We start from the raw sequence: 26,028 nt of genomic DNA, 5'->3' as shown, positions 1-26,028 counted from the left end.
GCCGATCGCGGCTATGCAGGATGCGTTTTTGCTTGTCCAACAACGTCATTCTCTCGGCCGAGCCGCGCCCTTGACGCTGCTTCCGCTGCGCCATTATTCGGCAACGACCCATTCCACGCCGTCGGCCGCAAGCGCCGTTTTCCATTCCGCCGGATGCGGCTTCTCGCAGACGACCATGTCGATTTCGTTCCAATCGGCGATTTTGTGAAGCGTGCCGTTCCCCAGCTTGGAGCTGTCCGTCAGCACGATGCTCGCATCGCTGTTCTGCATGAATCTTCTCGCAAGCACCGCCCTGTCCGCGTCGAAGCTGGTGATGCCCTGCGCCGGAAGCATGCCGTCAATCGTAATAAAGGCTTTGTTCACATAGAAATCGGCCATGATTTTCTCCGCGATCGTGCCGGAGCTGCGGTAATGCCGCGGATCGATCTTGCCGCCCACGAAGAAGACGTCTCCGTCGAACAGCTCCTTGTTCTGATAGTCGATCAGCATGTTCAAGCCCGAGACGGAGTTGGTGATGATCGTAAGCTGCTGCTTGTAGATCAGGAACGGGATCATCTGCAGCGACGTCGAACCGTCGTCGATCACGATGACGTCGCGGTCCTGAACCAATCCCGCCGCGGCGCAGCCGATGCGCTTCTTCTCCTCCGCGCGCAGCACCTCCCGTTTGGTATGGGGCGGCTCCTCGTGCGCCAGCGTGATCTTGACGGCGCCTCCGTAGACGCGCTTCAGCCGATTCTCCTCTTCCAATTCCTCCAAATACCGCCGGATCGTCTCCGAGGACACGCTCAGCCGACTCACGAGATCGTTGGTGCGCACCTTGCCCGCGTCGTTGATGAGTTCCAGTATTTCGCGTTTCCGTTCTTCTCCGACCAGTGACAATGCGGCCGTCCCCTTTCGCATTCGTGTCCCGCTGCATGAACCGATCCTTACCATTCCCTCATGGGACCGCGGATTCCTGCCTATGAAAGGTAGTAGCGGCCTTGCTCAAACGTATCCGCCGTTACCAGAAGCGCAGTTCCTCCATGATTTCCAGCAGCTTCGCGATGTCCTCCCGGTATACCTCGCCGATCGTGCCGATCCGGAACGTGTCCGCGGCGCTGATCTTGCCCGGGTAGATAACGAAACCCGCAGCCTTGAGGCGCGCGTACAGCTCCATGAAGCTGAACGACGCAACCGGCGGGCAGTAGAACGCCGTTATGAACGGGGATTGCAGCGGTTTCTTCAGCAGCGCGCAGAAGCCGAGCTGCTGCATGCCGTTCACGAGCAGCTCCTGGTTCGCTTTGTACCGCTCGCAGCGCGCTTCGATCCCGCCTTCCTGTTCCAGCTCGCGAAGCGCCTGGTCGAAGGCGCGGACGACATGCGTCGGCGACGTGAACCGCCATTTGCCGTCTCCCGTTTCCATGGTCGCCCATTGATCGTACAAGTCGAGCGACAGGGAACGGGCTTGGCCTTCGCAGCGCATCAGGGATCGGCGATTGGCGATGACGAAGCCGAAGCCGGGAACGCCCTGGATGCATTTATTGGCGCTGCTGATCAAATAATCGATCCGCAGGTCGGCCACATCGAGCGGGATGCCGCCGAAGCTGCTCATCGCATCGACGATCAGCGTCCTGCCGCTGTCCTTGACGGCCGCCGCGATAGCCGCGATCGGATTCAGCATGCCGGTCGTCGTCTCGCAATGCACCACCGCCACGTGCGTAATATCCGGCTCCTCGCTCAGCCGCTGCTCGACGCGCTCCGGCACGACCGGCTCCGTCTCGCTGAAGTCCTGCACGGATACCGCGATGCCGTATATTCGCGCCATTTGGGCGATTCGATTGCCGTAGGCGCCGTTCGTCAAGACCAGCAGCCTGCCATCCCGGGGGATGACCGTGCCGATGACGGCTTCGACGCTGAAGGTTCCGCTGCCCTGCATCAGCACGGTAGTGTATTCGTCGCTTCGCTTCGTCGCCAATGCCGTCAGACGCTCGCGGATGCTCTGCACGAGTCCGTTATAGTCGCTGTCCCACGTGCACCAGTCGCGAAGCATGGCTTCCTTGACCGTCGCCGAAGTCGTGAGCGGCCCCGGCGTGAGCAGCAGATAAGGCCTGTCCACGGATGCTTCCTTCATCATTTATCTCTCCTCGTTCGTTCTGGATTGCCATGCCTGCGTCTTGCGCTTGAGCTGGTTGCGCGCAAGCCCCAACCCTCTCTTCCCCAGCCGCGGGTGAGAGCCGTATATCGTTTGGCCCCGTTCACACGACCACCTCGGTTAACGCCGGCGGACGCACATTCCCGAATGAAATGAGATGTACGCTCGGCAATAGAACGTGAACGCGGCGGTTCTTGTCAAGATGAAGCTGACGAATCATGGCGCTGTTGACGTCGGCGATCATCTCTCCAGCCGCAGTGCGCTGCTTCGTCAGCGGCTTTAGCGTCAGCCGGTAGAAGGCGCCCCTCCGCCAGCGAATTCGTTCGTTCCCTTTACCGGGACAAACCAAGTATAGAGGCGAATTGTAAAATGCATATCAAAACCATATTAATAAATTGTTTTTAATTGATTTTAGTTGGTTTTACTTTGTTTTTGATTTTGACAATTGGATTGTCGTCACGATTAGCCTTAAGTCAGCCAGCACAAATCAACCTTGGACTTTCGAGACGATGATAATTCCGCATTCCGCTGCTTTACTGTAAACCTCAACTATAAGGACGGCATTAACCTGGAGTAAAAGGTTTATTTTCATTTGTTTTGTTCTCGTCTGGATTGGAATTCCTTTGCGCTAAAAAAAAACCTCCACCTGCCCTGCCGGGCAAGTAAAGGTTTCACATCGGGCTGAAGCTTATCGCATTGACGATATGACTACCGTTCCCCGAGACGGCGCCTCAAGACATTCGGTTCGCCGAGCGCTCGTACTCGGTAATCCAAACGTTCGGCTCGGCTTCGAAATCGCGAATCCGCACGAACCCCAGCTTAAGATACAACCGCTTGGCAGGATCATTCGCTGTCCCCGTCGCCACGAGAAACTTGTCCGTGCCATCCGCCAACGTTCGGAGCACATGCCGAATCAGACGTTCTCCGATGCCTCTGCGAAAATGCCCCGGGTCCACGACAAGCCGGTGAATATCGACGACGCCCGAATCGGTCTTGTACGAGACCGCTCCTGCGAGCTGCTCCGATTCGAACCAGCCGAAGAACGTCTCCCCGCAATTGCGAATGGATGCCGCCGTATCATGCAGTCCCGGTATGCCGTCGAAGCCGATCAACTCCGCTTCCACGCGGTAAGAGACCCGCTGCAGCTCAAGCAGCCGCCTCGTCTCGGCGGGATCCGTTAAATCAATCGCTCGTATCATGATGTTTCGCTCCTTGTGTTTCTGATGTTCCCGGTGCTCCTTACTAGCTGCACCGCTGCACGCTGTTCGCGTGTTGGTTCGATACTGATTCTAAGCATGACCCAACCGCTGCGCAAACACAACACGAAAGACCGCAGCCCCTGCGGGGATCGCGGTCTTTCGTGTATTGCGCATCACGCGTCCCGGCCGCGTTCCTTCGTTGCAGCGGTCGTTCGTATGAAAGCTACCTGCTGTACAGCGTCGGGAAATATTCTTCCCGATCGAAGCGCATGCCCGGCTCAGGCCGCGCGCCCAGCAGACGAAGATTATCATGCCTTTGCTTCCCGCCGCGGTAGTACGTATCGCCCGGCATGAGATGCGCCACGATCGACAAGCGGGCATCGTTCGTCAAGTTCGGCCCCGAACCGTGGAACGTCAAGGCATGATGGAAGCTTGCCTGGCCGGCCTTCAGGATGCACGGCTCCTCGACCCAGTCGCGCTTCGCGAACTTCTCCTTCAGCTTGCTCATGTCCTGCTCGAAGAACGTATCGCTGCCTTCAACCGCGCCCCACTTATGCGAACCGAGAATCGTCATCATGCCGCCGTTCGTTAGATCCGTATCCTGCAGCGCGATCCAGACCGTCACCATGTTCGACGTGCTGCTGTTGCGCCAATAGCCGTAATCCTGATGCCAGCCGACATTGCCGGCCTTGGTCTCCTGTCCGTTCGTGCCGGGCTTGTAGATGACCTGATCATGCCATAGCCGGATGGAATCCTCGTTCAGCAGCTCGGCTGCCATATGGCCCAAATTGCGGTTGGTCACGACGGAGCGAACCTCGTCGTTGATCCACCAGCCGTTATCCAGCTTGCGGATGGCCAGCGGGTTCTCCGGCAGCGAATAATGATAGAACGGCAGCCCGTGGCCGTCGTGCTTCTTGTTCCATATACGCTCATGCGCCTCGCGCAAGCGCTGGATCGTCTCATCGTCGATCAGCTTCGGGCTGATCCAGTAGCCGTCCTCGTCAAACCGCTTCTTGTCCTCTTCCGTCACTTGATACTTAATCACGCCCATGAATTCGATCGCCTCTTTCGTCTCGCTTAAGTGTGGATGCAGCGCTTACATATCCTCATTGTAGTGCCCCGGCATCCCGTTGACTTCCACGAAGCTATCAAATAGGATTAGAAACATGCAGATGATCAGAAACACGATGAAAGGCGTTGAGGCGGCTTGTCCCGGAGCAAAAGCGATTCCGTCCGCTGGGTGTATGAATGGGAGCAGGATGGCGAGTTCGCGTCTTTTCCCGAGGTTGAAATGATGGGCTTCGACCGGAACCAGGAGGCGATGGCGCTCTCCGATCATCGGCATGAGCGCTGCTTCGAATTCGTCTATGTCGAGAACAGCAAGGTGTCGTGGGAGGTAGGCGACGAGCTGCACGCTTCCCATGCGGGTCAGTTCTTCCACACCAAGCCCGGCGAGTGGCATCGCGCCAGGTTCCATTACATGGAGCCGTCCAGCATCTGGTGGATTATCGTCGTCGATCCCCGCGAGCTGCCGGACTGGCTCGGCTTCGGCGAAGCGGACCGGTTCCGGATCGGCGATGCCCTCGCATCCCTGCCGCGGATCGTCAGCGTGGATATGCGCGTACGCGAGTCGTTGCTCAAGCTGCGCGGCCTGCTCCGCCAGGGGACGGCCGCCGACCTGTTCCTGGTTCGCCATTATCTGCTCGCGATCTTGCTGCAGCTGCTGTATCCGCCCGTCGCCCGGCAGCTCCCCGGCGATCTTTGCGAAGCGATGCTCGCGCTTACGGCCGAGATCGAAGCCGATCCCGAGCGGCGCTGGGCGAACAAGGAGCTGGCCGCGAAAGTCGGCGTCAGCGAATCGCATTTCTACCGGCTGTTCCAGGATATGCACGGCCAGTCTCCCGCCGGTTACATCGACCGGCTCCGCATGAACCGGGCCTGCGAGCTGCTTCGGCTGCCCGGGACCAGCGTGACGGGCATCGCGATGGATCTCGGTTACAAGACGAGCCAGCATTTTGCCACGGTATTCAAGAAATACATGGGCGTCTCCCCGTCGCAGTGGCGACGATAAACAACCGGCCTTCGAGAGAGAGCCGGATAAAGTGAACAGGATTCGATTTGAATTAGATTGGCATGTAAATCAACGCGATTAGCAAATGTCATAGGTTCTAGAGGTCTACGCACGCCGCCTCTTCACGAGACAATTGGCAAATACCGCCTCTGCATCCCCCCGCCGGATACGGTATAATAAAGGCTTGCCATCTTAGAACGACTCACCGGGGGTGCCCCTAGCATGCGAATGCTCTCTTCCTATCCGAAGGAAATCAAGGTTTTTCTGCTTGCCAGCCTCGTCAATGCCATCGGAAGCGCGCTCATGTGGCCGCTCGTCACGATGTTCGTGTTCGATGAGCTCGGGCGCAGCATGTCGGATGCCGGCCTCGTCATCCTCGTACAATCGCTTGGCGGGATCGCCGGGCAGCTGCTCGGCGGCGCGCTGTATCATCGCATCGGCGTGAAAAGGCTCATCATCGGCGCGCTCGCCATGAACGCGATCGGATTGCTGCTGCTGCCGGCGCTGAGCCATGCTTGGACGGTCTTCATCGCGATGATGGGACTGATCGGGCTGTTTAACGCGCTCTCCATGCCGGCCATCCAAGCGTTCATCGGATTTCGCTTCGCCGATCGCCGCGGAGAACTGTACAACGTCGTCTATGTCGCCAACAACATCGGCGTGGCGATCGGCACGGCGCTCAGCGGCTTTCTCGCGGACGCTTCCTATTCGCTCAGCTTTATCTTGAACGGCGTATCCTCCGGCGTGTTCGCCGTGTTCTTCCTGTTTTACTTGAAGCAGGTCGGAACCGGCGGCAGCGGTGAAGGCGCAAGCCTGCTTAAGAAGCGGGCCGGGCAGCGGGAAGGACTGTGGACGTTGTTGAAAGACGTGCGCATCTACTTGTTCATGGCGCTCGGAGCCATGCTCATCAACCTAGGCAACAGCATCTGGAACACCGGCGTCTCCCCGTTCATTATCGAGCACGATATGCCGAAGCAGATGTTCGGTTTTCTGTGGACGCTCAACGGGATCCTCATCTTCGTCGCCCAGCCGGTCACGAATCTGATCAAACGGACCGCCGCCGGCTCGATCAAATCCCAATTGACGGCCAGCGCCGTGTTTTACTTGCTTGGCTATGCCGTGATGCTTGCGATGCACAGCTTCGCGGGCATGGTGTTCGGCATGGTGCTCACGACGCTCGGGGAGATGCTGATCGCGCCTGCCATTCCGGCCTTCCTGAGCGAGAACGGTCGCAAGCATGCGCCGTTCTACCTCGGCCTGGCAGGCGGGATCGGTTCCGCAGGCCGAGTCATCGGTCCTTACGTGATGGGCAGCCTGTACGACGGCGGAGGGTTAATACCCGTCGCTTGGCTTGCGGTCGTCACCGCGTCGATGGCCGCCGCCGCTTTCATCGTGCATGCGGCGATGAACCGCAGCCACAAGGATTCGCGCGCGGCGCTGCGCGGGACGCTGCATTCTTAACCAAAAAGGCTTGTCCGCGACGGAAGCTATGGAGCTTCCATCGGCGGACAAGCCTTTATTTGTGTGCGACTGCAGCGCTTCATCCAGCCCGATCCGCGGCAATCATCAGAAACAGCGGCCGCCGAAGCTCGTCTTGCATCTCCGGCACCGCAGCGATCATATCCGGCGTCGGCTGAGGCTCCGACAGCTTCCGTATGCTGAAGCCCGCCTCGATGAGCGCGTTCAGCAGCGTGGAGACCGTGCGATGATACTTGATGACGTCGTTCTCGAGAAATCTCGCCTGCCGCAGCCCTTCCTCGTAATAACCATCGACCGGCCAATGCAGCTTCTCGCCCTGCGGACCATAATGCCAATCCTGCGCCGCACGCGCGGTAAATACCGGGTGCTCCGTCGAGAAAACGAAGCTTCCGCCGGGCGAGAGCAGCCGGCGCGCTTCGCGGCAAATATCGCCGAAGTTCTCGATATAATGCAGCGCGAGCGAGCTGATGATGACGTCGAACGCGCCCGCAGGGTAATCCAAATCCTCGATGGCAAGCTGCCGGTATTCGATCTTCGGGTCTTGGGTCAGCTCAGCGGCGCGCCAGCATGTTCGCCGAAATATCGATCCCCACGACCGAAGCCGCTCCCTGCTCGCTCGCATATCGGCAGTGCCAGCCGAAACCGCAGCCGATGTCCAGCACCCGCTTCCCCGACAGCTCCGGAAGCATCTGCCGGAAGGAATGCCATTCCCCGGCCGCCTCCAGACCATCGATCGAACGCGACATCCGGCTGTAATTGGCGAAAAACCCGTTGTCGTCGTACTTGTTTTGTTTCATCGCGGTGATTCCTCCTCGTCCTCGAATTGGCGTCTACCGTAAGTGTAAACCGAATGATGGGATAAGGTCAAAACAGCCGGTTGCCGGGTGGATGAGCCTTGTTCGCGCCAATAAGCACGTTGAGATACGTATTCAGCGGTAAGTTACCGCGATCGATCGGGAGACGCTCCATGAATGTAAAAATCCTCCGATTCCGCGACTAATGCGAGATCGAAGGATTATTATTACCGAGGCATTAAAGCAGGTAGCGCAGCAGGCGAGAGCCGCCCGGCATTCATCCGGACCGGCCCCTCCTTGCTTCCAGCTGGATTAGAAATCGAATTCCTTGCGAACCTTGCTGCGTTTGCCCGTCATTTCATAAATAACCGGTACGACGATCAGCGTCAGCAGCGTCGAAGTGAACAAGCCGCCGATAACCGTGATGGCCAAGCCGCCGGAGATCAGGCTCGTCGAGGATTTCGACAAAGCGAGCGGCATCAGCGCCAGGATTGTTGCGCAGGCTGTCATCAAGATCGGTCTCAGCCTTGTTTTCGAAGCTTCGACCAGCGATTCGCGAAGCTCCATGCCGGACTTGCGGTTCGACTCGACGCGATCGAGCAGTACGACCGCATTAGTCACGACGATACCGACAAGCATCAGCATCCCGATCATGGCGCTCATCGAGAGCGAATTGCCCGTGATGAGCAGGGCGCCCAATGCGCCGCTCGGCACGAAGAGCAGGGAAGAGAGAATGATGAGCGGCGTACGCAAGCCGCCGAACGTCATGCTCATGACCAGGAATACGAGGCCGATCGCGGCGACCATCGCGAGGCCGATGCTCTTGAAGCCGCTGTTGATCATCTCGAGGCCGCCGCCGATTTTGACGTCGACGTTGCTCGGCAGCGACAGGCTGTCGATGTCGGACTCGATCGATTTCGTGACCGAAGCCGTCTTGTCCGTATCCTTCACATTGCCTTTCACTTCCGCATACGTCTTGCCTTCTTCATGGTTGATGGCTACCGGTGCCGTCGACTCGGACAAGTCCACGAGTTCGCCCAGCTTTTTCACGCCGCCTACCGTCGGAATGGAGATGTTCTCCAGTTCGGCTTTCGACGAGATCGGCTGTTTGTAGGACATCGTGATGTCCCAGTTCTTGCTGTCCAGCGTGTACGTGCCGACGTCGAGCGGACGCAGCTGCTCATTGACGGCCGCCATGATTTGGAACGAGGATACGCCCAGATCGATCGCCGATTGCTTCATGGACATGACCCACTTCGGAGATACGTCCTTGAGGTTGTTCTCGACGTCCTTCATATCCGCGTTGGACTTCATCAAATTCTCGACCTGCGAGGACGCTTTGGCCAAGGCCTCCAAGTCGTCGGAGTACAGATTGACCGTTACTTCGTTGCCCGTCGGAGGACCGTTCTGCTCGCCTTCCTTGACGTCAATCGTCGCTTTAGGCGATACGGCCGTCACGATCTCCTTCAAATCCTTGTTCGCTTTGTCCATCAGCGCGTCCGTATCGATATCCGCGCCTTCCTTGAATATGACCTTGAACGATGCCGTGTTCGTGCTCGGAATCTGTACGAACGGATTGTCAACGCCGCCAACCATCGCTTGATAATTGTCGATGTCTTTCAAGCCTTTCAAATACGTTTCCACTTTTGCTGCTGCGGTATTCGTCTCCTCGAGCGGCGTCTGAGCCGGCATCTTCAGGTTAACCCCGATGGAAGCCGTATCGCCCGCCGGCAGGAAGGCCACGCCGAGCAGCGGAATCGTGCCGAATGATGCCAGCAGCAGCACGACCGACAGGATCAGCACCCATGCCTTGCGTCGCAGCGCGCCGCGGATCACTCGCTCGTACCATCCGATGAAGCGTCCGCCTTCTTTATGCGGCTTAATGGAATTGAAGAATTTCGCCCCGAGTACCGGGATAAGCATCATCGCGACAAGCAGCGAGCATAGGATCGAGATAACGACGGCGATGGCGAAAGGACGGAAGAATTCGCCGATAATGCCCGTTACGAAGGCGAGCGGAGCGAATACGACGACCGTTGCGATCGTGGATGAACCGACGGCGCCGATAACTTCCTTCGTCGCGCGGAACGCTAGCTCCTTGCCGTTCATCTCGCGGCCTTTCTCCTGCCGCCACCTGTAAATGTTCTCGATGACGACGATACTGTCGTCGACGATCCGGCCGATGGAGACCGCGATGCCGCCGAGCGTCATGATGTTCAGCGTGTAGCCCATCTGATTCATCAGCGCGATCGTCGCGAAGATCGAGATCGGCAGCGAGATGATCGAGATGAGCGTTGCGCGGATATTGCGCAGGAACAGGTAAATAATGATAACGCAGAACAACGCGCCGTACAGCCCTTCACGAATGAGCGAGGATACGGAATGCTTGATCTCCGCGCCTTGGTCTTGAATGAGGCGTACGTCGAGCGTGCCTTTATCCTGGTAGGAAGCAAGCACGTCCTTGACGGCGTCGGAGACGTCCGCCGTGTTGGCATCCTGCGACTTCACGACGCCGATGATGAAGCTCGATTGACCGTTGTAGCGGGTAATCTCGTTCTGGGAAGAGACGGTATTCACTTCCGCGACGTCCGACAGCTTCACTTTGGCCGCGCCCGGAGCGCCTGCCCCGGCACCGGCTCCCATGCCTTGACCGCCGCCCGCGCCAGCAGCTCCTTGACCGCCGCCCGCGCCGATCTGAAGGTTCTTGATTTGGTCCAAGGAACCGATCTTGCCTACGAGGCGGATCGGGATCGTATTGTCGCCCTGGCTTACGGAGCCGAGCGGCAGCGCGTAATCCAGCGATTGGATCGCGGTTTGGATCGCGTTCAGCGACAACCCGTGCTGCGCGGCTTTATCCTTGTCGACCACGATGCGCAGCTCTTGGGAGGTCTGGCCTTTCAGGGTAACGGAGCTGACGCCGGATACTTTCTCCAGCTTCGGAACCACTTCCCCTTCCAATCGCTTCTGCAGCGCCTCCGTATCTTCCTTCGACGAGAAGATGGCCGCCTCATAGATCGGCGCTTCTCCGAAGGACAGCCGCTGCACGGTTACTTTCGCTTTATCCGGCAGGGTCAGCTTCGCGACCGCCGCTTCGGCATCCTTCATTTTGTCGTCCATATTCGTGCCGAACGCATACTGCAGGAAAATGCTCGATGAATTCTCCGAGCTGGAGCTCGTGAGCGAATCGTAATTTTTCAGCCCGAGCAGGCTCTGCTCGATCGGCTTGGTGACTTCGGTTTCGATCTCTTCGGTCGATGCCCCCGGGTATACCGTCTGAATGAAGACGGCCGGGAAGGTCACGTCGGGAAACGTCTGCTGTCTGATCTGGGTCGACGAATAGAAGCCGACGCCGAGCACGAGCACGCATAGAATCACGACCGCGACGCTGTTTTTTAAACTGAATCTGGTCAATCCGTTCATTGAATCTCTCCTCTTTTCTCTTTATCTAGAAGAAATCATAGCGGAGTTTTTTGAACTGAGCATGAACTGGCGATTACAAAATCAGACAATCCCGCCTTTTGGCTCGATCGGCACCCGAACTGTGAACGAAGTTTGAACGCCGGGCTCGCTCTCGGCTTCGATGCTGCCGCCGTGCATATCGACGATTTCCTTCGCGATCGACAAGCCGAGCCCGTTGCCTTTGACCGCATAATCCCGCGCGCTGTCCGCTTTGTAGAACGGCGTGAAAATATGCTGCAGCTCGTCCTTGCCGATGCCCTGGCCGCGATCGCGCACCTCCGCAACGGCGAACTCCCCATGGCGCCGAAGCTTGATGGCGAGCGTCCCGCCGCGGTCGGAGAACTTGATGCTGTTGCTGATCAAATTATGCCACACCTGCTCGAGACTATCCGCGTCCCCGTAAACCGTCACGCCATCCAAATCCAGCTCCGGCTCGATGCCCTTGGCGCTCCACTGCGGCTCGCAGGCAATGACGCTCCGGCGGATCTGCTCGTCCAGCCGGAAGCGGCCGGGATGATGCAGCTCGCGGTCCTGCTGCAGCACCGATAACCTGAGAAGATTCGCGCTCAGACGGGAGAGACGCTGGCTCTCTTCTTCAATGATGTTCAAGTAATGCCTGCGGCCCTCTTCCGTCATCGTCTTCGTGCGCAGCGCCTTGGAGAATCCCGTAATCGACGTCAGGGGCGACTGAATCTCGTGCGCGACGTTGTTCACGAAGTCGGTCCGCAGCTTGTCGAGCTGCCGCAGCGAGCCGGACATCTCGTTGAAGCTTTCCGTCAGGACGCCGATTTCGTCCTTCCGTTTGGATTGCAGCATGATGCCGAAGTCCCCTTTGGCCATCCGCCTGGTCGCGTCCGTCAGCCGCTGCACGGGCTTGACGATATCCCTGGCTGCCAGCAGAATCAGCAGGCTTCCCGCGAGCAGCACGCTGCCGAGCACGGTCAAGGTGAATTTGCGGAACGTCTCCGTCAGTCTGGCGATTTCGGGCGTGATGAACAGCGCATGCGGCCGTTTGTCCAGTTGAAACGGCATGCCGATGAGAAAAGAGGCCGTATTGTGATGCTTGCGAATATAAGTGACGCTGCCCCGATAGATGCCCCCGTGAATGACGAGGTCCAGCTGCTCGGCCGTAATAGGTGTCTGCTCGCCGCTGCCCGCGTCGCCGTATGCAACCGCCCGGCCGTTCTCGTCCATGATCTTGACCCGAAGGCCCGGCAGGTCGACGGCATTGCGCATTACCGTCGCCAAGCTTTCACTCGGAGCCTCTCCCAACTCCCCGATGATTTTCTTGCCGTACGCGATGATCTGCCCTTCAGCCAGCGACTTGACGTTATTGCTGTACATATGAATCGCCAGCACGAACGCCGCGGCCAGGCTGATGATGACGGCCACGATGAAGATGAGGACCGTCCGAACGTACAGCGACCTAATCATGGTAAACCTCCAGCCGGTAGCCCAGGCCGCGGAGGGTAACGATTTTGAACTTTCCTTCATAAGCCGCGAAGCGCTCACGTAATCTTTTGATATGTACGTCGACCGTCCGGTCGTCGCCCTCGTATTCGAACCCCCAGATCTGCTCGATCAGCGTCGCCCGCGTGAACAGCTGTCCGGGATGGCTCGCCAGCTTGTACATGAGCTCGAATTCCTTGAGCGGAATGGTGACCGCCTCTTCGGTTTCCTTGTAGATCACCTGATAACCGAGCCGGTCGAGCACGACGCCGCCGACCGTGATCATGTGCGAGGCCGTGATCCGGTAACGTTTCAACAGCGCCTTGACCCGCACGACCAGCTCCATTGGATCGAACGGCTTCGTCATGTAATCGTCCGTTCCGAGCTGAAACCCTTTGATTTTCTCCTCGGACTCGCCCTTGGCCGTAATCATCAGAATCGGCATGTCGCCGGATGCCCGAATTCTCCTGCACAGCTCCCAGCCGTCCATCCGCGGCATCATGATGTCCATGATGACCATGTCGAAACCGCTGGCCTGCATATACTGCCATGCCGCTTCGCCGTTCGCGAACTCGACGATATCGAACCCTTCGTCGCGCAGATAGAGCTGCACGAGCTCGCGGATATGCGCATCGTCATCCACCACTGCTATTTTTGCCATTCCTGTAACCGCCTCGCGTTCATGTATGACTTTGGTCCTTGCAACCTCCCGGGCATTATCTTATTATTACAGAGTTGCGTGCAGGGATGCTAGTCTTAGAGACTCGCGCGCCGAAAGGGAGAGGTCGCTTTGAAACGTTTTTATCCATTGCTTGGCATGCTTATCTTCCCGGTCATGGGCTGGCTTTACGCATGGACCAATAATCCGGATCTTCATCCTAATCAGTCCGTATACAGCTTGATGACGGACATGGATCGGGCGATTCCGCTGATCAAGGTTTTCGTGCTGCCCTATTCCATTTGGATTTTTTATATTTACGCCTGCCTGATTTATTTCTTCCTGAAAGATCCCGCCGTATACCGCAGGGCGCTTATTACGTACGTGACGTGCGCGCTCGTCTGCTACGGCATCTATCTCGTGTTCCAAACGACGGTCCCGCGTCCGGACTTGAACGGCAGCGATCCGATTACGCATCTCCTGCAATTCATCTATCACCGCGACGAGCCGTTCAATTGCTTCCCGAGCATTCACTGCTTCTCGAGTTATATGGTCATGAAAGCACTGTATACGAGCAAGTTCCGCAATCGCCGGAACCAAACGCTGATCTACGGCATGTCCATGCTTATTATCGTCTCGACGTTCTTTATTAAACAGCATACGCTGCTCGACGCCGCCTGCGGCATTCTGCTTGCGGATATCGTCTACCGCGCGCTGCTTCGCACGGAACAAGCGGTTCGTCTGCGCAAGCCGAAGCAGATGGTTCGGCAGGCGGATATGTAATCGACAGGACGCAAAGAGGGAGAGTCAGCCGTCATTCGACGGCGGCTCTCCCTCTTTGTTGCGTATAATGGCGTAATGGCTTTATTAGACGTACGTATGAGGACTCTGCAATGGATCGCTAGCTGGCAGGCTAAATCCCCGGCATGACGTTGCCTCCGCAAACCGGAATGTACGCGCCCGTTATGAATCCCGCCAAGTCCGACGCCAGGAAGGCGACGGCGTTGGCGATATCCTGATCCGTTCCGCGATGTTTCAGCGGCACGCGGCTGTCGTACTCCTCGCTTCGCTCGGTGCCGTTCGCCCGGTCGCGCTCGGAGATGGTCCAGCCCGGCGCGACTTGGTTCACCGTGATCTGACTCGCGCCGACTTCCTTCGCCAGAATACGGTATACGCCGTCCATGCCCCGTTTGCCCGCGACATATGCGGATTGATTCTCGAAGTTCTGCATGGCGCATTCCGTATTGATGCCGATCATTCGTCCCGCGCCGCGCTCGATCATCGCGGGCACGAACGCTTTGGCCAGATGAACGCTCTGCAGCACGCAGGATTCGAACTGGCTGCGGTAATCTTCCTCGGATTGTTCCAGCACGGACGTCCATTGATACTGGATGACGGCATTGGCGACCACGATGTGGACATGGCCAAGCTCGGCCGTCACTTTGTCGCGCATCGCCATGATGTCATCCAGCTTCGTTATGTCGGCTTGGACGACGATGGCCCGCCTGCCGGTAGATTTGATTTCTTCGGCCAGCTCGAGCGCCTTCGCTGCATTGGAGTTATAATGCACCGCGATATCGGCGCCGCATGCCGCCAGCGTACGCGCCATGACGCGTCCCAATTCGCCCGTCGCTCCCGTGACGAGCGCCGTTCTGCCCTTCAAATCGATTCCGACCATGCTTATGATTCCTCCCCTTCTTCGTCCGGCAGCGTTGCCGCCGCGGCGTCGATCAGACTGTCGAACAAGTCGTCGTCGGATTCGATGGCGGCTTCGACCTCGTTGATTTGCTCTTCCGAGCCCGGTTCCTTGGCGAAGAGGAGACTGTAATCCCATGTCGTCCCGCGCAGGCTGTTCAGCTGAAGCGAGATTTCGTACGGGTGCTTGTGCCCCTCTGCCTCGAATTGCACCGAACCCCGGTAACCGTTTTCTTGATCATGCGTCATCTGCGCATGAAGAATCGTAATCTTCATCGTTGCACCCTCCACTTGAACATGCTTGTTCGTATAAGGGCAATTATACCATACAAACCGGCTCGGCCAAGCATGCCTCAACGAGGCAGCTGCTGCGGCATGATGAAGTCCGTCATCACGCCCTGCACGCCGTCGCGGCGCAGCTCTTCGATTCGGCCGATGTCATTGATCGTGTTGACGTACGTATAAACGCCTTCGCGCTTCAAGGCTTGGACGAATTCGGGCGAGTAGCGGTTCTCGTCCATCACGACGATCCGGATGCCCATCGCGGCGACGTCCCGAACGATCTGCTCGTCCGTGTCCTTGTTCATGTACAACGTGTACATATATTGCTTGAACGGATAAACGCCGTTAACGGCCTCGTAATTATTCGCTTGGTAGAGCTGCGGAATCAGGCGCCCCAGAAGGGACGGGTCAACCGACTTCGTCTCGGCCACGATTCGTTTGAAGATCGCTGCCGCTTTCGCGCCGTCATCTTCCTTCGTATCCGTAACCAGCAGCATATCCGGGTGGGCTGCCATGAATACCAGCAGTTCTTTGAACGTGACGGGCGAGTAATGTCCCTGTATCGGCAGCGCCTCGAATTTCTCGAGCGTCAACGGCTCGTTGTCCGCCTGTACCGCCTGGCCGAGTACGGGATAGGTTCCCGCCTCCCAATCATGGCGAAGCACGAGATGGCCGTCCGAGGTGACGCTCAGATCCGTCTCGAATACGCGATGGCCGCATCCATAGGCTTGCTCCAGCGCTTCGCGGCTGTTCGTTCCCGGGAATCCGCCGATTCCGCCCAGCGCATGGGAGATGAGCGGCGCTTGCTTGACCCAATCGTAGGGTGCGAGCGATTCAAGGTGCTGCGAGATCGGAGCCGCATTCGCGTTCGCGCCGCAGTCCGGCGGCAGCGACTCGGATTGGATAGGCGACAAGAGTACGGGCATGGAGAAGAAAATAAAGAGCGAAATCAGCAGCTGCGGAAGTTTGGATGGGGTGAATGCGGGAACCATGGGCTCGCCCTCCTCGTTATCGATCTGTACTAACCTCTTGGACCGTTCGGGCGCGTTCAGAAACAGTAGAAAGCTGGCAGTGCGCGGCGATGAGGCGATAAGGAGAGTGTGAGGACGAGAGGAATGAGGGGAAAAGGGCAAGAACGAAGGGCGAGAATAAAGGGCGAGAATGAAAGGGTGAAAAATGAAAAGGTGAAAAAGAAAGAGTGAGAAATGAAAGGGCAAAGAACCTACAACCCCACGAGACGCGTGGAACTGAAGGTTCTTCGCCGTGCTTATGCATTCGACATTCGACATTGAATGTTCATGGAATCATCAGGTATATCTCGAGCGGCTTAAGGAGCAGTCCTCATTCACGCTGTCTACCAGTGCGAGTTGTAGACGGGCGCGCTGTTCGGATTGTTGTTGCCGTACGAGAGATTGCCGAGCGTCAGGACATCTTCGTCGTAATAGGCTTCATAGGCGAGCAAGGAGCCCAGGCTGTTGAAGAAGGTCCACATTTTCTCGATATAGAACGGGTTGTCGTTGCCGAAGTTCGGCGCCGCGCCGTGATAGAGTCCCCACTCGGGCACGCTGAACTTCTTGCCGTGGGCGACCGCGAAGTCGATCCAGTGCTGCAGTCCGTACGCGCCGCCCATATGGCTGTTGGTCCAGGTCGAGTCGCTGAAGACCGGCGGCCAGTGGTCGTAGCTGTCCACGCCGATGATATCGACGACGTCGTCGCCCGGATAGACGAGCGCCGGATCGGCGTTGCCGGCGGCTTTCAGTCCGTCGCCGCGCGTGACGTTCCAGTCGATCTTCACGTTCGGCGCGCTTGCCTTGATGGTCGTCGCCACTTGCCGGAAGCACGCCTTCCAATCCGTCATGTTGGCGTTCGTGACGGAATGCGCGAACCAGTCTCCGTTGAATTCCCAGCCGAGCCGGACGATCGCGCTGCCTTGGCCATGGCTGACGAGGTTCTGCGCGAACGTCGTCCAGCGGCTGTTGTAGCTGCCGGCCGCGCAGGCGGAGAACGTCGCCCCGATGTTCTCAGGGAACATCGGGACGGCGTAGGTCGGCGTCCACGGCGCGCCCTGCCAGCCGTTGAAGAACTCGCCGGTGACCGTCATGAGGTCCCAAGAGGAACGGTACGGGAAGTTGGTCGTGACATCCGCCAAACGCCCGCGCCACGTCTCGAAGTTTTGGATCGCCGTCCAGTTCGCCTGATCGTTGGTCGTCCGGTAGACGCCGGATTTCCAAGGCAGGCCGCTGCGGTTGCCGGTGCTCGCATTGGTCGTCACGCCGAGCGAATTGCTGGCGGCGGACAAATTGCCGGCCGCGTCCTTCGCTTTGACCGTGAACGTATAGGCCGTGCTTGCCGTCAAGCCGGTGACCGTCGCGCTCGTGGCGCCCGTCGTCGTTCCGGCGAGCGTCGTGCCGCCCCGGTAAATGTTGTAGCCCGTCACGCCGACGTTATCCGTCGAAGCCGACCAGGTCAGGTTGACGGTAGTGTCCGTCTTCGACGGGGAAGCCAGGCTGCCCGGCGCCGACGGCGCCTGCGTATCCGGCGTTCCGCTGCCCGCGCTGTAAATCGCCACGCCGGTCATTTGCGGATCGCCCTTGGTGGAGCGCAGGATATCGATGTTGAGCACGCCGTCGCTGACCGTTACGTTGTACGGGCCGTACTTGGCCCAGCTCCCGAGCGCCAGGTCGCCGATGCCCGTCGCCACGGTCGCGCCCTCCAGCTTCACGTCCTCGTTGCGGAAGTTGCTCTGGTAATTCTCGATCGTCCACAAATAGACTTGGTAGCTGCCGTTCGCGAGCGTCTGGTTCAGGCTGAAGCCTTGACCGTTCGCCGGCGCCGAGCGGTACAGGGCGGATTGCAGCATGGACAGCGTATTGGCATCCGGCGTCGGATTCAAGGAGAAAGAGTACGTCCCGCTCCAGGTCGCGGCGTTCGCGACGGACAGCCCGCTGCTCAGCGCGGATGCATACGAGATCCAGCCGTTGCCCTCGATCGTCGTCGCGGCGCCGTTCAGATTGATGCCTTTGACGAACGCCGGCCCTCCGCTGCCGGAAGAGCCGGTCACGGAGACATTATCCATCGTCGTCGTGTTCAGCGTCGTATTGTTCTGCGCGGTAACGACGAGTCCGATATAGACGCTCGAATTCATGCTCACCGTCACGGTTCCGACCTGCGTCCAGGACGTGCCGTTGCTGGAAATCGAGCTCGTGAACACGCTGCCCGCGCGCTGCAGCTTCACCCAATACGGAGCTGCGACGCCCGTCTGCGTCACCGTCGCCGTGCTGCCCGAAGCGGCGCTGCGGCTGACGAGCTGCGCCCCCGAGGCCGACGCGTATTCCATGACGGTCGAGACATGCTTGGAGCCGGTCGTCAGCGATTCCCGGATCATGACCCCGCCCTTGGCCCAAGCGCTTGTGTTGGAGATGGATGCCACTCGTGCCACGATCGTGCCGTCGCCGCTCAGCGGCTGATAAACGTAGCGGAATTGGTCCGCGGTTCCTGAAATATCCGTGCCGGAAGCCTGGACCGTATACGTGCCTGAAGCATAGTTGGCCGAGCCGGCCACGCCGACCGAGCCGATGTCCTGCGTCAGCCACGGGCTGGGAACGGCTGCCGAAGCCTGCTGCGAGAACGTGAAAAGTCCTGTCAACAGCACGGCCGCCAACATAGCGAGCATGCTCCTGCCGATCCCCTTCCGATGGCCGCGCATCCTCTTCCCCTTCCCCTTACCCTTGCCCGTGCGCGCGTCACGGTTGCCGATTTCACCGGCCAAGCTTGCCTTTCCGTCGTTAAATTGAATCATGAACCTCAGACACCTCCGATAATGGATTTGCTTGCTGGCGCTGCATCATTGCCCGATTTATGGGCCGGGTGAGCTTCCCCTCTCATGCCTCCTTTCCTGATCGCGGTTTATTTATGGACAACAAGCAGCCGGAAGGGAACATGGCGTGCACCTGCCGGCTGTCTGCTATTCCTATGGACCTCGTTTCAAGCTGAAACTAGAGACGAAACGCGTTGTATAAGAACACGGCTGCCTCCGCACGCGTTGCTTCGGCGAGCGGATTCAGCTTGCCGTCAGCGCCCTGAATCAGGCCGGCATCCAGCAGCGCCGACACGCCGCCCGCCGCATACCCCGACACGTCCGCCCGATCCGCGAAACGGTCGAGCGGGTTCGTGCCGCCGGACGCGTTCAGCTTGCCGAGCTTCGTCAATGCGCGCGCGGTGAGCGTCATCATCTCCTGCCGCGTGATCGACGCCTGCGGATGGAACGAATTCCCTCCGCTGCCGATCGCGATGCCGAGCGCCTTGGCGGCGCCGACGGCTTCGTAATAGTAGCTGCCCGGCTTCACGTCGGCGAAATTGCCGTCGCCGGCCGCATTCGCGTTCGAAGCCGCGGCCTCGGACAGTCCGAGCGTCCGCGCAAGCAGGAGCACGTAATCCGCGCGCGTAATATTCGCCGACGGCGCGAACGCGGCAGCGGATACGCCTTCGATGGCGCCCTTGGACGCCAGCGTCTCGATCGCGTCCTTCGCCCAGCCGTAACGGCCCAGGTCGCCGAAATGCTTCTCGACGTATACGACCGCGTACGTGCTGAAATGCGTCGTTTGGAACCCGACGGTTCCCGATACGGCATCGTAAGCCGCATGGACGACCGGCTCCGGCCGTCCGTCGGCGCCGATGTGCCATACCGTGATATGGCCGCTGTTCGCCGCCTCGTCCGCCGCCGGCTTATAGGGAACGGCCACCGTTACCGGCGCCGCGGGATTGCTCCATGGCAGTTCCTTGCCGTTAGCCCGCAGGCTGACGTCGATGACCGGCCGATCGCCGATCGAGGCTTTCAACTCGTCGCCGAGCTTGCTCGTTTCCGCTTGAGCGATGACGATTGCCACGGTTGCCGCGCCGTGAAGGTCGATGCCGCGCAGCATCGTGGCTGGAATCGTAATCGTGCCCGCGCCCGTTTCGACGATGATCATGCGATTCCGTTCCGCTGCCGAGAGCACGTCTGCCGGCAGATTCACGACATAGCCGGTCGCTCCTTCGATCTTCGGTACTTGAATCCTGACTTTATCGGCCGACGATGGCAGCTGCGCGAATGCCGATGCAGGTACGTCCGCCGTCGCTTCGCCAGAAGCCGGGTTCAGTACGGGTGCCGTCGGCTTGATGATTCCGCTGCCGATGTCAGTGCCGCTGCCGGTTCCGGTGCCGCTGCCGTTGTTGTTGCCGTTATTGCCGCCGGTGCCGTTGCCTCCCTCTTCCGCTTGCGCGGCAAACGACAGCTTGCCCCACGGATTGCGGTTCTTCGAGTCGGAGTCGTTGCCGTTCCACGCATACTGCGAGTAGCGGGTTCCGCCGGCGCCGGAAAGATCGAAGCCCATGTCGTAGCGCATCGGCGTGCCGATGGCGAGGCTGCCGTCCGTGCCGAACGCATCCGCGGGCAAACCGATGGCGGAAAGCGGGATTGCCGCTTCCAGTATCCAGCCCTTGCCGTCCGGCGCCAATTCCGCCTTCACGTTGACGGGCGTTTGGTCGGCGAAGCTTGGGCCGTTGACCCAATAAGCGGCTGCCGACACGCTGCTGTCGGCGTTCTTGTTGACGCCCAGAAGCAGCTGCGAGTCGGTGCCCAGCATGCTGCCGGGAGTGGCATCGACGTCCTGCGGACCGAAGTAGAGCTCGACGCCGTCGCCGTTCCACATATCCGCGCCGTTGCCGGATACGCCGCCATTCGCGATCCTGTCGTTCCCGGACGTTACGCGGGCTTGATAGTAGAAATTCTCGTCGTCCCAGGCTATCGACATCTTAGCCGAGACGTTCGGGTCGGGAATCGCCGGTCCCGAGACTTGATCGATCGCCGTCAGTGCCGCCGTCGCCGAGAAATCGCTCCAGTCCGCGAAATCGCCGATGACGGGCGCTGCGTCGGTTTGCGGCGCTGCCAGCGCTTTATGGGTGTCGCGGTCGGTCGCGGCGCTTCTGTTGGGCGCCGCATAAGGCTCGATGCTTCCCGAGAGCAGGTCGTACACGTTGTAATGGGTCTGCTTCGCATACTCGTCGAACGCGACGACCGGCCTGTTGGTCACGTCGACGAATCCGTACGCGCCGGACTCGCCGTTATTCGGTCCGTTGAAGTAACGTCCCGTCGGTGCCTGGTCCAGCCAAGTGAACCAGTCGCTGCCCACCACGACGCCCGTAGCGATGGCATTCTCCAAATAGTCGCTGTACATCTGCCCCTGCGCCGTCGGGCTGGACACGGGCTGACTGCCGTTCGGCAGTACGCTGGTGTCGGAATAATGCCACTCGGAGAGGATGATCGGCGTATTGCCCGACCACGCGTAGATCTGCTTCAGCCAGTTCGTGTCGAGCGAGTTCGTGTAGTAGTTGTACGTGATGGCGTCCACGTTGCCAGCGGTCGCTTCCGCCAGATCCTGGGCAAGCGCGGCGTTCCGCAGGGAGCCGGCAAACCACCGGTCGCCAAGCTGCATATGCTGCGGGTCATGGCTCTTGCCGGTCTCGTAGATGGTGTGGTATTCGGTTTCGAGATAGTGCTTGGTAAAGTTGTTGATATCGGTCGAAGCGGCCGTCGTGTTCAGCTTCAGGGTTCCGCTCTTGAGATCGTCGAAGCTCGCGAAGTTCGTCCCCCACGCCGCATTGAACGCGTCGATGTCGCCGTCGTACTGGCCGCTCATCCAGGCAGCCAGCTCGTTGCGGGTGCCGCTGCCGACGGCGGAAGAACCGAGTAACGTGCCGTTGAACGAATCGTAAGGAAGCTCGTTCTCGAACATGTAACCGATCAGCATCGGATCGTCCGCATGGCCGGATACGGCCGCGCCGTAAGCGGCGTCCAAGCGGGACTGCCAATCCGGGCTGAACACGTCGAACAGCCGGGAGCTGCCGATGTGCGGGGTTTGCCCCATGACGCCGTCCAACACCTCGAAATACGGCGTCGTCGTGCTCGCTTCGCCGGACCACATGCCCAGGGAGTTGAAGCCGAGCTGCTTCTCGTTATGGATTTGATCCTCGCGCCAGGCGTCGACGTCGAAGGGCTCGCCCGTTTGCTGCTCGATGTTGTACACGTAAGGCGAAAACGTATTCTCGCCCCGCCATGCTTTGCTGTCCGGATCGTAGGCCGGAAGCTGGTCGTACTCCGACTTGATGCCCGTGAGGTCGGCGTAAGTCTCGTTGGGGTCGGTCACGGTCGCGCCCAGCTGGAAGTACAGGTTGCCCAGCGGGTCGACCATCACTGCCTCGGGGGTGCCGTCATTATCGACATCCGCGTGGTCGGTGTAGAAGAAACCGGTCGCTTCGAAGTCGAATGTCTCTTTGCTGCCGGTCAGACCGCCGTAGGTGTCCCGGTTCGTCGGCGGCGTGAGCGAGCCGAAGTACGCCTCGTTCTGCGCCGGTACCGCCGCAAGCTCGTCATCGCTGGTAACCTTGGCATGCGGATGGCTATCGTTCGGCGTATACGGGGACGCGATGATTTGTCCGTATTTGTCCACGATCGCGCTGGCGTTCGGGTCGACGCCGCTGGCCTGGATGCGCGGAACGACGGTGAAGAGCGTGCCGTCCGTCGCGGTGTACCATTTTTCGCCGCCCTTGCCGAGCGCGGGCTCGCCCGCCACCTGCTCGAAGTCCTCCTGGAACTGCACCTTCGGGGCGTTGGCGTCGGTGATGTCGGTGATGACGACATTATCCGCGTACATCTCGCGACTGGAGGCCGTGTTCACCACGAGCGTATAATCGTTCTGATCGTCGTCCGGGACGACGAAGGTAACCGAGTCGTCCTTCCAGGTGTCGCTCGCGGCCACCGACAGCTGCGACAGCGTCGCCCACGACTTGTTCTCGACGTTGAAGTCGGCCGAGCTGTAGCCGATTCCCTCGAGGCTGAGCGTGTAGGTGTGACCGGCAGCCAGCGCGCCCAGGCTCGCCGTCACGTTGCCCGAGCCGGAAGCGATTTTCAGCGCTTTGCTGGAGGAGCCGGCGGCCTCGCCGACGGGCACGACGGTGAAGATCCCGTTCGTGCCGGTGTACCAGCTGTCATGTCCTTTGCCGATCGCGGGCTTATCCGGCAAATTCTCGAAACCTTCGGCGAAGATCGGCTTGCCCTCTTCGTCGGTAACGGTCAAGTTGTTGATGTAAACCGGGCCGGCCGATGCGGCATTCAAGAACAAATAGTACCCCGCGTCCGTCGGCTGGTTGGCCGGCGTGGTAAAGGTCGCCGTATACGTGGTCCAGCCCGTGGACGGTCCTACGGTAATGTCCGTTCCGGTTACGGTGGACCAGGGCGTATCCCATTTCTCGTCGGTTTGGAGCCTGATGTCGGCCGTTCCGGAGCCCATCGCCTCGAACGAGTAAGTATAGGTGGCGTTCGCGGCGAATTTATTCGAACCCCAGCTCATGTTCCCGCTTCCGACAGCGACCTTGAGCGCGTCGTTATCCTGCACCGTAGGAGCCGGACCGACGGCTTCGCTCTTGGGAACGACGGAGAAGAGATCCGCTTGCTCGGTATACCAGCCGTCGAGCCCCGAGGTGAAGTCGTCCGCGAAGAATGTTCCGCCTTGTTCGGCGCCGGTGTCCGTGATGACCACGTTATCGACGAACACGCTGCCGTCCGTCGCGGCGCCGAAGTAGAAATCCTCGCCGCCGGACGGGGCAGCGGGCGCGGTAAATTCCCCCGTGTAGGTCTTCCACGTGGCGGAAGGGTCGATTTCGGTGCGCGAACCAGCTAAATCCGTATAGCTCAGCGATTTGTCCCACTCCCAGTTATACTGGACGAAAGCGTTGGTCGTCCCTGTCCCCATCGCCTCGAAGCTGTAGGCGTAGGTATGGCCCGGGATGAGATCGTCTTTATTCCAGCCGTGGCTGATGACCCCGGCTCCCTGGGTGATCTTCAATACGTTGTCGTTGTCGGCAGCGTCCGCGTAGGCCGGCCTGAGCCCGCCCGCGGCCGTTGACGCCAGCATGGCCGCAACCGCCAAGACGGCGGCCAGTTTCGTAGTCCTAGAATTAGTCCGTTTCATTCCATTCCCTCTCTTTCGGTGAAATGTATGCGTTTGCAAATTCGTCATACGAGAAGGGAACTGTAGATGTCTTCAGTTCCCTTCTTGTCGGTCGTTATGCAATCGGTCGTTATGAAGTCAGGCGTGGTGCCGTTTATCTGATTCGGTGCTTGGAATAACGGCTACGTGCCGGGCGTAAACGCATCCAGCTGCTTCTGGATCTCGGCCTTCACTTTGTCGTAGCCGGCCGCCTTCAGCTCGGCGTTCGCCTTCTTCAGCGCGTCCTCCGTATCCACGGCGCCGTAGGCGAGCGCGCCTCCGTATTTGATGAACACGTTGTTCAGTGCCGCGACTTCGTTCTTGATGGCATCGATGTTCGGCTTGAAGTTGGCGTACGGGTTATCCTTCGCCACGCTCGCCATGTATTCGACGTGCTTGGCGTAATCCGGGTAGTCGGTCGTGGACGGCTTGTTGAAGCCGACCCAGTCGCCGAAGCCCCACGGATACTGCCATTTCGGATAGAGCGTCGGATCCGTGCCGGCCGGCACTTCGATCTGCGACTGGTCAGCCGTGTACTGCCAGTGCTTGCCTTCCAAGCCGTAGATCATGAGCATGTAGTAGCTCGGGTCGCTGAAGAACTTATCCATGAACATGAGCGCCCGTTCCTTGTTGTTCGACGCCGACGGAATCGCCATCATGCCGGAATCGTAAGCGAGCTTGATGAACGGTCCTTCCGGCGAGAACGATTGGAACGATACTTTCCAGTCCGGATGCGCGGTGTTGATGCCGTTATACGAATCGCGGAACTGGTTGTCGCCGTAGGCTGCCAGCGCGGATTGGCCGGCTTGGAACGACTCTCGGGACGGAGTCTTGTTGTTCAGCACGTTCTTGTTGATGTATCCTTTCTCGAACATGTCGCGGATCTTCGGATACGCGGCCAGCAGATCGGGGTCGTCGAACGCGGACGTCACCTGCGGCTTCGTCTCCATCGGGTTGAACTGCAGCATGTTGGCCGGCAGGCCGGGCACCGAGACGAGCGACTTCTTGCGCGTGACGAAGGACGTCAGCGGATAATCGCCCACGGATGCGCCCGTGTTGTACGGCACCACCTTCGGATCGGCCTCCTTGGCCGCGGCCAAATATTTCTCCACATCGTCCAAATTGCCGAGCGACGTCAGGCCTGCCTTGTCCATAATGTCGCCCCGGACCGCGAGACCCGCGTCCTGGTACTCCAGGTAATTCCGCGGTACCGCGATGATCTTGCCGTCGACGGTAGCGTTGCCCCATGCTTCGGCCGGAAGCTTCTTCACGGCGTTCGGCGCGTACGTATCCAGCATATCTTTGGACAGCTCCGTGAACGCGCCCTTCTTGGCGTTGCCGCTGTAGTCGAGCCAGCCGGCCGTGTAGATCATGTCGACGTTCTGGCCGGACATCAGCATGAGCGGGTACTTGCTGTCCAGGTCGCCCCAGCCGATCCAGACGAAATCGACGTCCGCGTTCAGGTCCTTGTTCGTCATCTTGTTGAGCTCTGCCTTGACCGCGTCGAAATCCTTCGGCGGGTCGCCGAGCGCGGCCCACGTCAGCTTGACGTGCTTGGAAATGTCCGGACCTGCCGCCGCCGCGTTGCCGCCGGAAGCGTTCGCGCCTCCGCTGCCCGCATCGGCGTTATTCGCCGCCTTCGTGCCGCCGTTCGCGTTGGCCCCGTTCGACGTGCCGCCGTTGTTGTTGTTCGATCCGCATGCCGCCAGGGATGTGCCGAGGAAGAGTGCGAGCGCGCCGATCATGAGTTTCTTTTTGGACTGCGTCTTCAAACTGGATGACCTC

The 26,028-nt window shown here is 59.4% G+C and carries 16 protein-coding genes and 1 pseudogene; 3 read left to right on the top strand and 14 right to left on the bottom strand.

Annotated features, from left to right (window positions below; all coding sequences use genetic code 11):
• Window positions 1–93: 93 nt before the first annotated feature.
• The 4 genes from GT003_RS00645 to GT003_RS00630 form a co-directional block, all read right to left on the bottom strand.
• Window positions 94–879, bottom strand: coding sequence for a DeoR/GlpR family DNA-binding transcription regulator (locus GT003_RS00645; protein WP_161693350.1), 786 nt, complete (start codon window positions 877–879; stop codon window positions 94–96).
• Window positions 880–1,000: 121 nt separating this feature from the next.
• Window positions 1,001–2,113 (bottom strand): 2-aminoethylphosphonate--pyruvate transaminase, encoded by a 1,113-nt coding sequence (gene phnW, locus GT003_RS00640; RefSeq protein WP_420831407.1) that lies wholly within the window; start codon window positions 2,111–2,113, stop codon window positions 1,001–1,003.
• A gap of 749 nt (window positions 2,114–2,862) precedes the next feature.
• The gene (locus GT003_RS00635; protein ID WP_161693346.1) at window positions 2,863–3,330 is read right to left on the bottom strand and encodes a GNAT family N-acetyltransferase; all 468 of its coding nucleotides are present in this window, start codon (window positions 3,328–3,330) and stop codon (window positions 2,863–2,865) included.
• A gap of 223 nt (window positions 3,331–3,553) precedes the next feature.
• Window positions 3,554–4,381, bottom strand: coding sequence for a phytanoyl-CoA dioxygenase family protein (locus tag GT003_RS00630; protein WP_161693344.1), 828 nt, complete (start codon window positions 4,379–4,381; stop codon window positions 3,554–3,556).
• Between the two features lie 156 nt (window positions 4,382–4,537).
• Here GT003_RS00630 and GT003_RS00625 point away from each other — a divergent pair, with 156 nt between their 5' ends.
• Entirely contained in the window at window positions 4,538–5,401 is an 864-nt protein-coding gene (locus tag GT003_RS00625) for a helix-turn-helix transcriptional regulator (RefSeq protein WP_161693342.1), read from the top strand.
• Between the two features lie 222 nt (window positions 5,402–5,623).
• On the top strand, window positions 5,624–6,862 hold the full coding sequence (locus tag GT003_RS00620) for an MFS transporter (protein ID WP_161693340.1): 1,239 nt from the start codon (window positions 5,624–5,626) through the stop codon (window positions 6,860–6,862).
• 79 nt (window positions 6,863–6,941) lie between these two features.
• On the opposite strand, the pseudogene GT003_RS00615 reads toward GT003_RS00620, so the two are convergent.
• From GT003_RS00615 to GT003_RS00600, 4 genes and pseudogenes are all read right to left on the bottom strand, one after another.
• Window positions 6,942–7,677, bottom strand: a pseudogene (locus GT003_RS00615) (class I SAM-dependent methyltransferase).
• Window positions 7,678–7,986: 309 nt separating this feature from the next.
• Window positions 7,987–11,094 (bottom strand): efflux RND transporter permease subunit, encoded by a 3,108-nt coding sequence (locus tag GT003_RS00610; RefSeq protein WP_161693339.1) that lies wholly within the window; start codon window positions 11,092–11,094, stop codon window positions 7,987–7,989.
• 81 nt (window positions 11,095–11,175) lie between these two features.
• Window positions 11,176–12,567 carry a sensor histidine kinase gene (locus tag GT003_RS00605; RefSeq protein ID WP_161693337.1) on the bottom strand — a complete coding sequence of 464 codons (1,392 nt, stop codon included), beginning with the start codon at window positions 12,565–12,567 and terminating at the stop codon, window positions 11,176–11,178.
• Window positions 12,560–13,243, bottom strand: coding sequence for a response regulator transcription factor (locus GT003_RS00600; RefSeq protein WP_161693335.1), 684 nt, complete (start codon window positions 13,241–13,243; stop codon window positions 12,560–12,562). The genes GT003_RS00605 and GT003_RS00600 overlap by 8 nt, the downstream gene beginning before the upstream one ends.
• Before the next feature lie 129 nt (window positions 13,244–13,372).
• Between GT003_RS00600 and GT003_RS00595 the strand changes: the two genes are divergently transcribed.
• A complete protein-coding gene (locus GT003_RS00595; protein WP_161693333.1) occupies window positions 13,373–14,023 on the top strand; it encodes a phosphatase PAP2 family protein in 651 nt (216 codons plus the stop codon).
• A gap of 130 nt (window positions 14,024–14,153) precedes the next feature.
• Here GT003_RS00595 and GT003_RS00590 read toward each other — a convergent pair whose 3' ends face one another.
• The 6 genes from GT003_RS00590 to GT003_RS00565 form a co-directional block, all read right to left on the bottom strand.
• Window positions 14,154–14,918 carry an SDR family NAD(P)-dependent oxidoreductase gene (locus GT003_RS00590; protein ID WP_161693331.1) on the bottom strand — a complete coding sequence of 255 codons (765 nt, stop codon included), beginning with the start codon at window positions 14,916–14,918 and terminating at the stop codon, window positions 14,154–14,156.
• A 2-nt stretch (window positions 14,919–14,920) separates the two neighbouring features.
• A complete protein-coding gene (locus GT003_RS00585) occupies window positions 14,921–15,211 on the bottom strand; it encodes a hypothetical protein (RefSeq protein WP_161693329.1) in 291 nt (96 codons plus the stop codon).
• Window positions 15,212–15,288: 77 nt separating this feature from the next.
• The gene (locus tag GT003_RS00580) at window positions 15,289–16,209 is read right to left on the bottom strand and encodes a phosphatidylinositol-specific phospholipase C/glycerophosphodiester phosphodiesterase family protein (RefSeq protein ID WP_161693327.1); all 921 of its coding nucleotides are present in this window, start codon (window positions 16,207–16,209) and stop codon (window positions 15,289–15,291) included.
• Window positions 16,210–16,571: 362 nt separating this feature from the next.
• Window positions 16,572–19,016, bottom strand: a complete 2,445-nt coding sequence (locus GT003_RS00575) for a fibronectin type III domain-containing protein (RefSeq protein WP_161693325.1) — start codon at window positions 19,014–19,016, stop codon at window positions 16,572–16,574.
• A 196-nt stretch (window positions 19,017–19,212) separates the two neighbouring features.
• The gene (locus GT003_RS00570) at window positions 19,213–24,225 is read right to left on the bottom strand and encodes an S-layer homology domain-containing protein (protein WP_161693323.1); all 5,013 of its coding nucleotides are present in this window, start codon (window positions 24,223–24,225) and stop codon (window positions 19,213–19,215) included.
• A 161-nt stretch (window positions 24,226–24,386) separates the two neighbouring features.
• Complete coding sequence (locus GT003_RS00565) at window positions 24,387–26,015, bottom strand: DUF3502 domain-containing protein (RefSeq protein WP_161693321.1); 1,629 nt, start codon at window positions 26,013–26,015, stop codon at window positions 24,387–24,389.
• Between the last annotated feature and the right edge of the window lie 13 nt (window positions 26,016–26,028).

Origin of the sequence: Paenibacillus sacheonensis (assembly GCF_009909195.1) — a bacterium.
In the GTDB taxonomy this organism is placed as follows: Bacteria; Bacillota; Bacilli; order Paenibacillales; family Paenibacillaceae; genus Paenibacillus_Z; species Paenibacillus_Z sacheonensis.
Note: the sequence above shows the minus strand (reverse complement) of the source record. Positions and strands in the feature narration are given on the sequence as shown.

Bases quoted from the DNA above. Each gene is read 5' to 3' on its own strand.
- phnW (WP_420831407.1), bottom strand. From the start codon at position 2,113: ATGATGAAGGAAGCATCCGTGGACAGGCCTTATCTGCTGCTCACGCCG.
- GT003_RS00620 (WP_161693340.1), top strand. From the start codon at position 5,624: ATGCGAATGCTCTCTTCCTATCCGAAGGAAATCAAGGTTTTTCTGCTT.
- GT003_RS00575 (WP_161693325.1), bottom strand. From the start codon at position 19,016: ATGATTCAATTTAACGACGGAAAGGCAAGCTTGGCCGGTGAAATCGGC.
- GT003_RS00590 (WP_161693331.1), bottom strand. From the start codon at position 14,918: ATGGTCGGAATCGATTTGAAGGGCAGAACGGCGCTCGTCACGGGAGCG.
- GT003_RS00585 (WP_161693329.1), bottom strand. From the start codon at position 15,211: ATGAAGATTACGATTCTTCATGCGCAGATGACGCATGATCAAGAAAAC.
- GT003_RS00630 (WP_161693344.1), bottom strand. From the start codon at position 4,381: ATGGGCGTGATTAAGTATCAAGTGACGGAAGAGGACAAGAAGCGGTTT.
- GT003_RS00580 (WP_161693327.1), bottom strand. From the start codon at position 16,209: ATGGTTCCCGCATTCACCCCATCCAAACTTCCGCAGCTGCTGATTTCG.
- GT003_RS00605 (WP_161693337.1), bottom strand. From the start codon at position 12,567: ATGATTAGGTCGCTGTACGTTCGGACGGTCCTCATCTTCATCGTGGCC.
- GT003_RS00570 (WP_161693323.1), bottom strand. From the start codon at position 24,225: ATGAAACGGACTAATTCTAGGACTACGAAACTGGCCGCCGTCTTGGCG.
- GT003_RS00600 (WP_161693335.1), bottom strand. From the start codon at position 13,243: ATGGCAAAAATAGCAGTGGTGGATGACGATGCGCATATCCGCGAGCTC.
- GT003_RS00610 (WP_161693339.1), bottom strand. From the start codon at position 11,094: ATGAACGGATTGACCAGATTCAGTTTAAAAAACAGCGTCGCGGTCGTG.
- GT003_RS00635 (WP_161693346.1), bottom strand. From the start codon at position 3,330: ATGATACGAGCGATTGATTTAACGGATCCCGCCGAGACGAGGCGGCTG.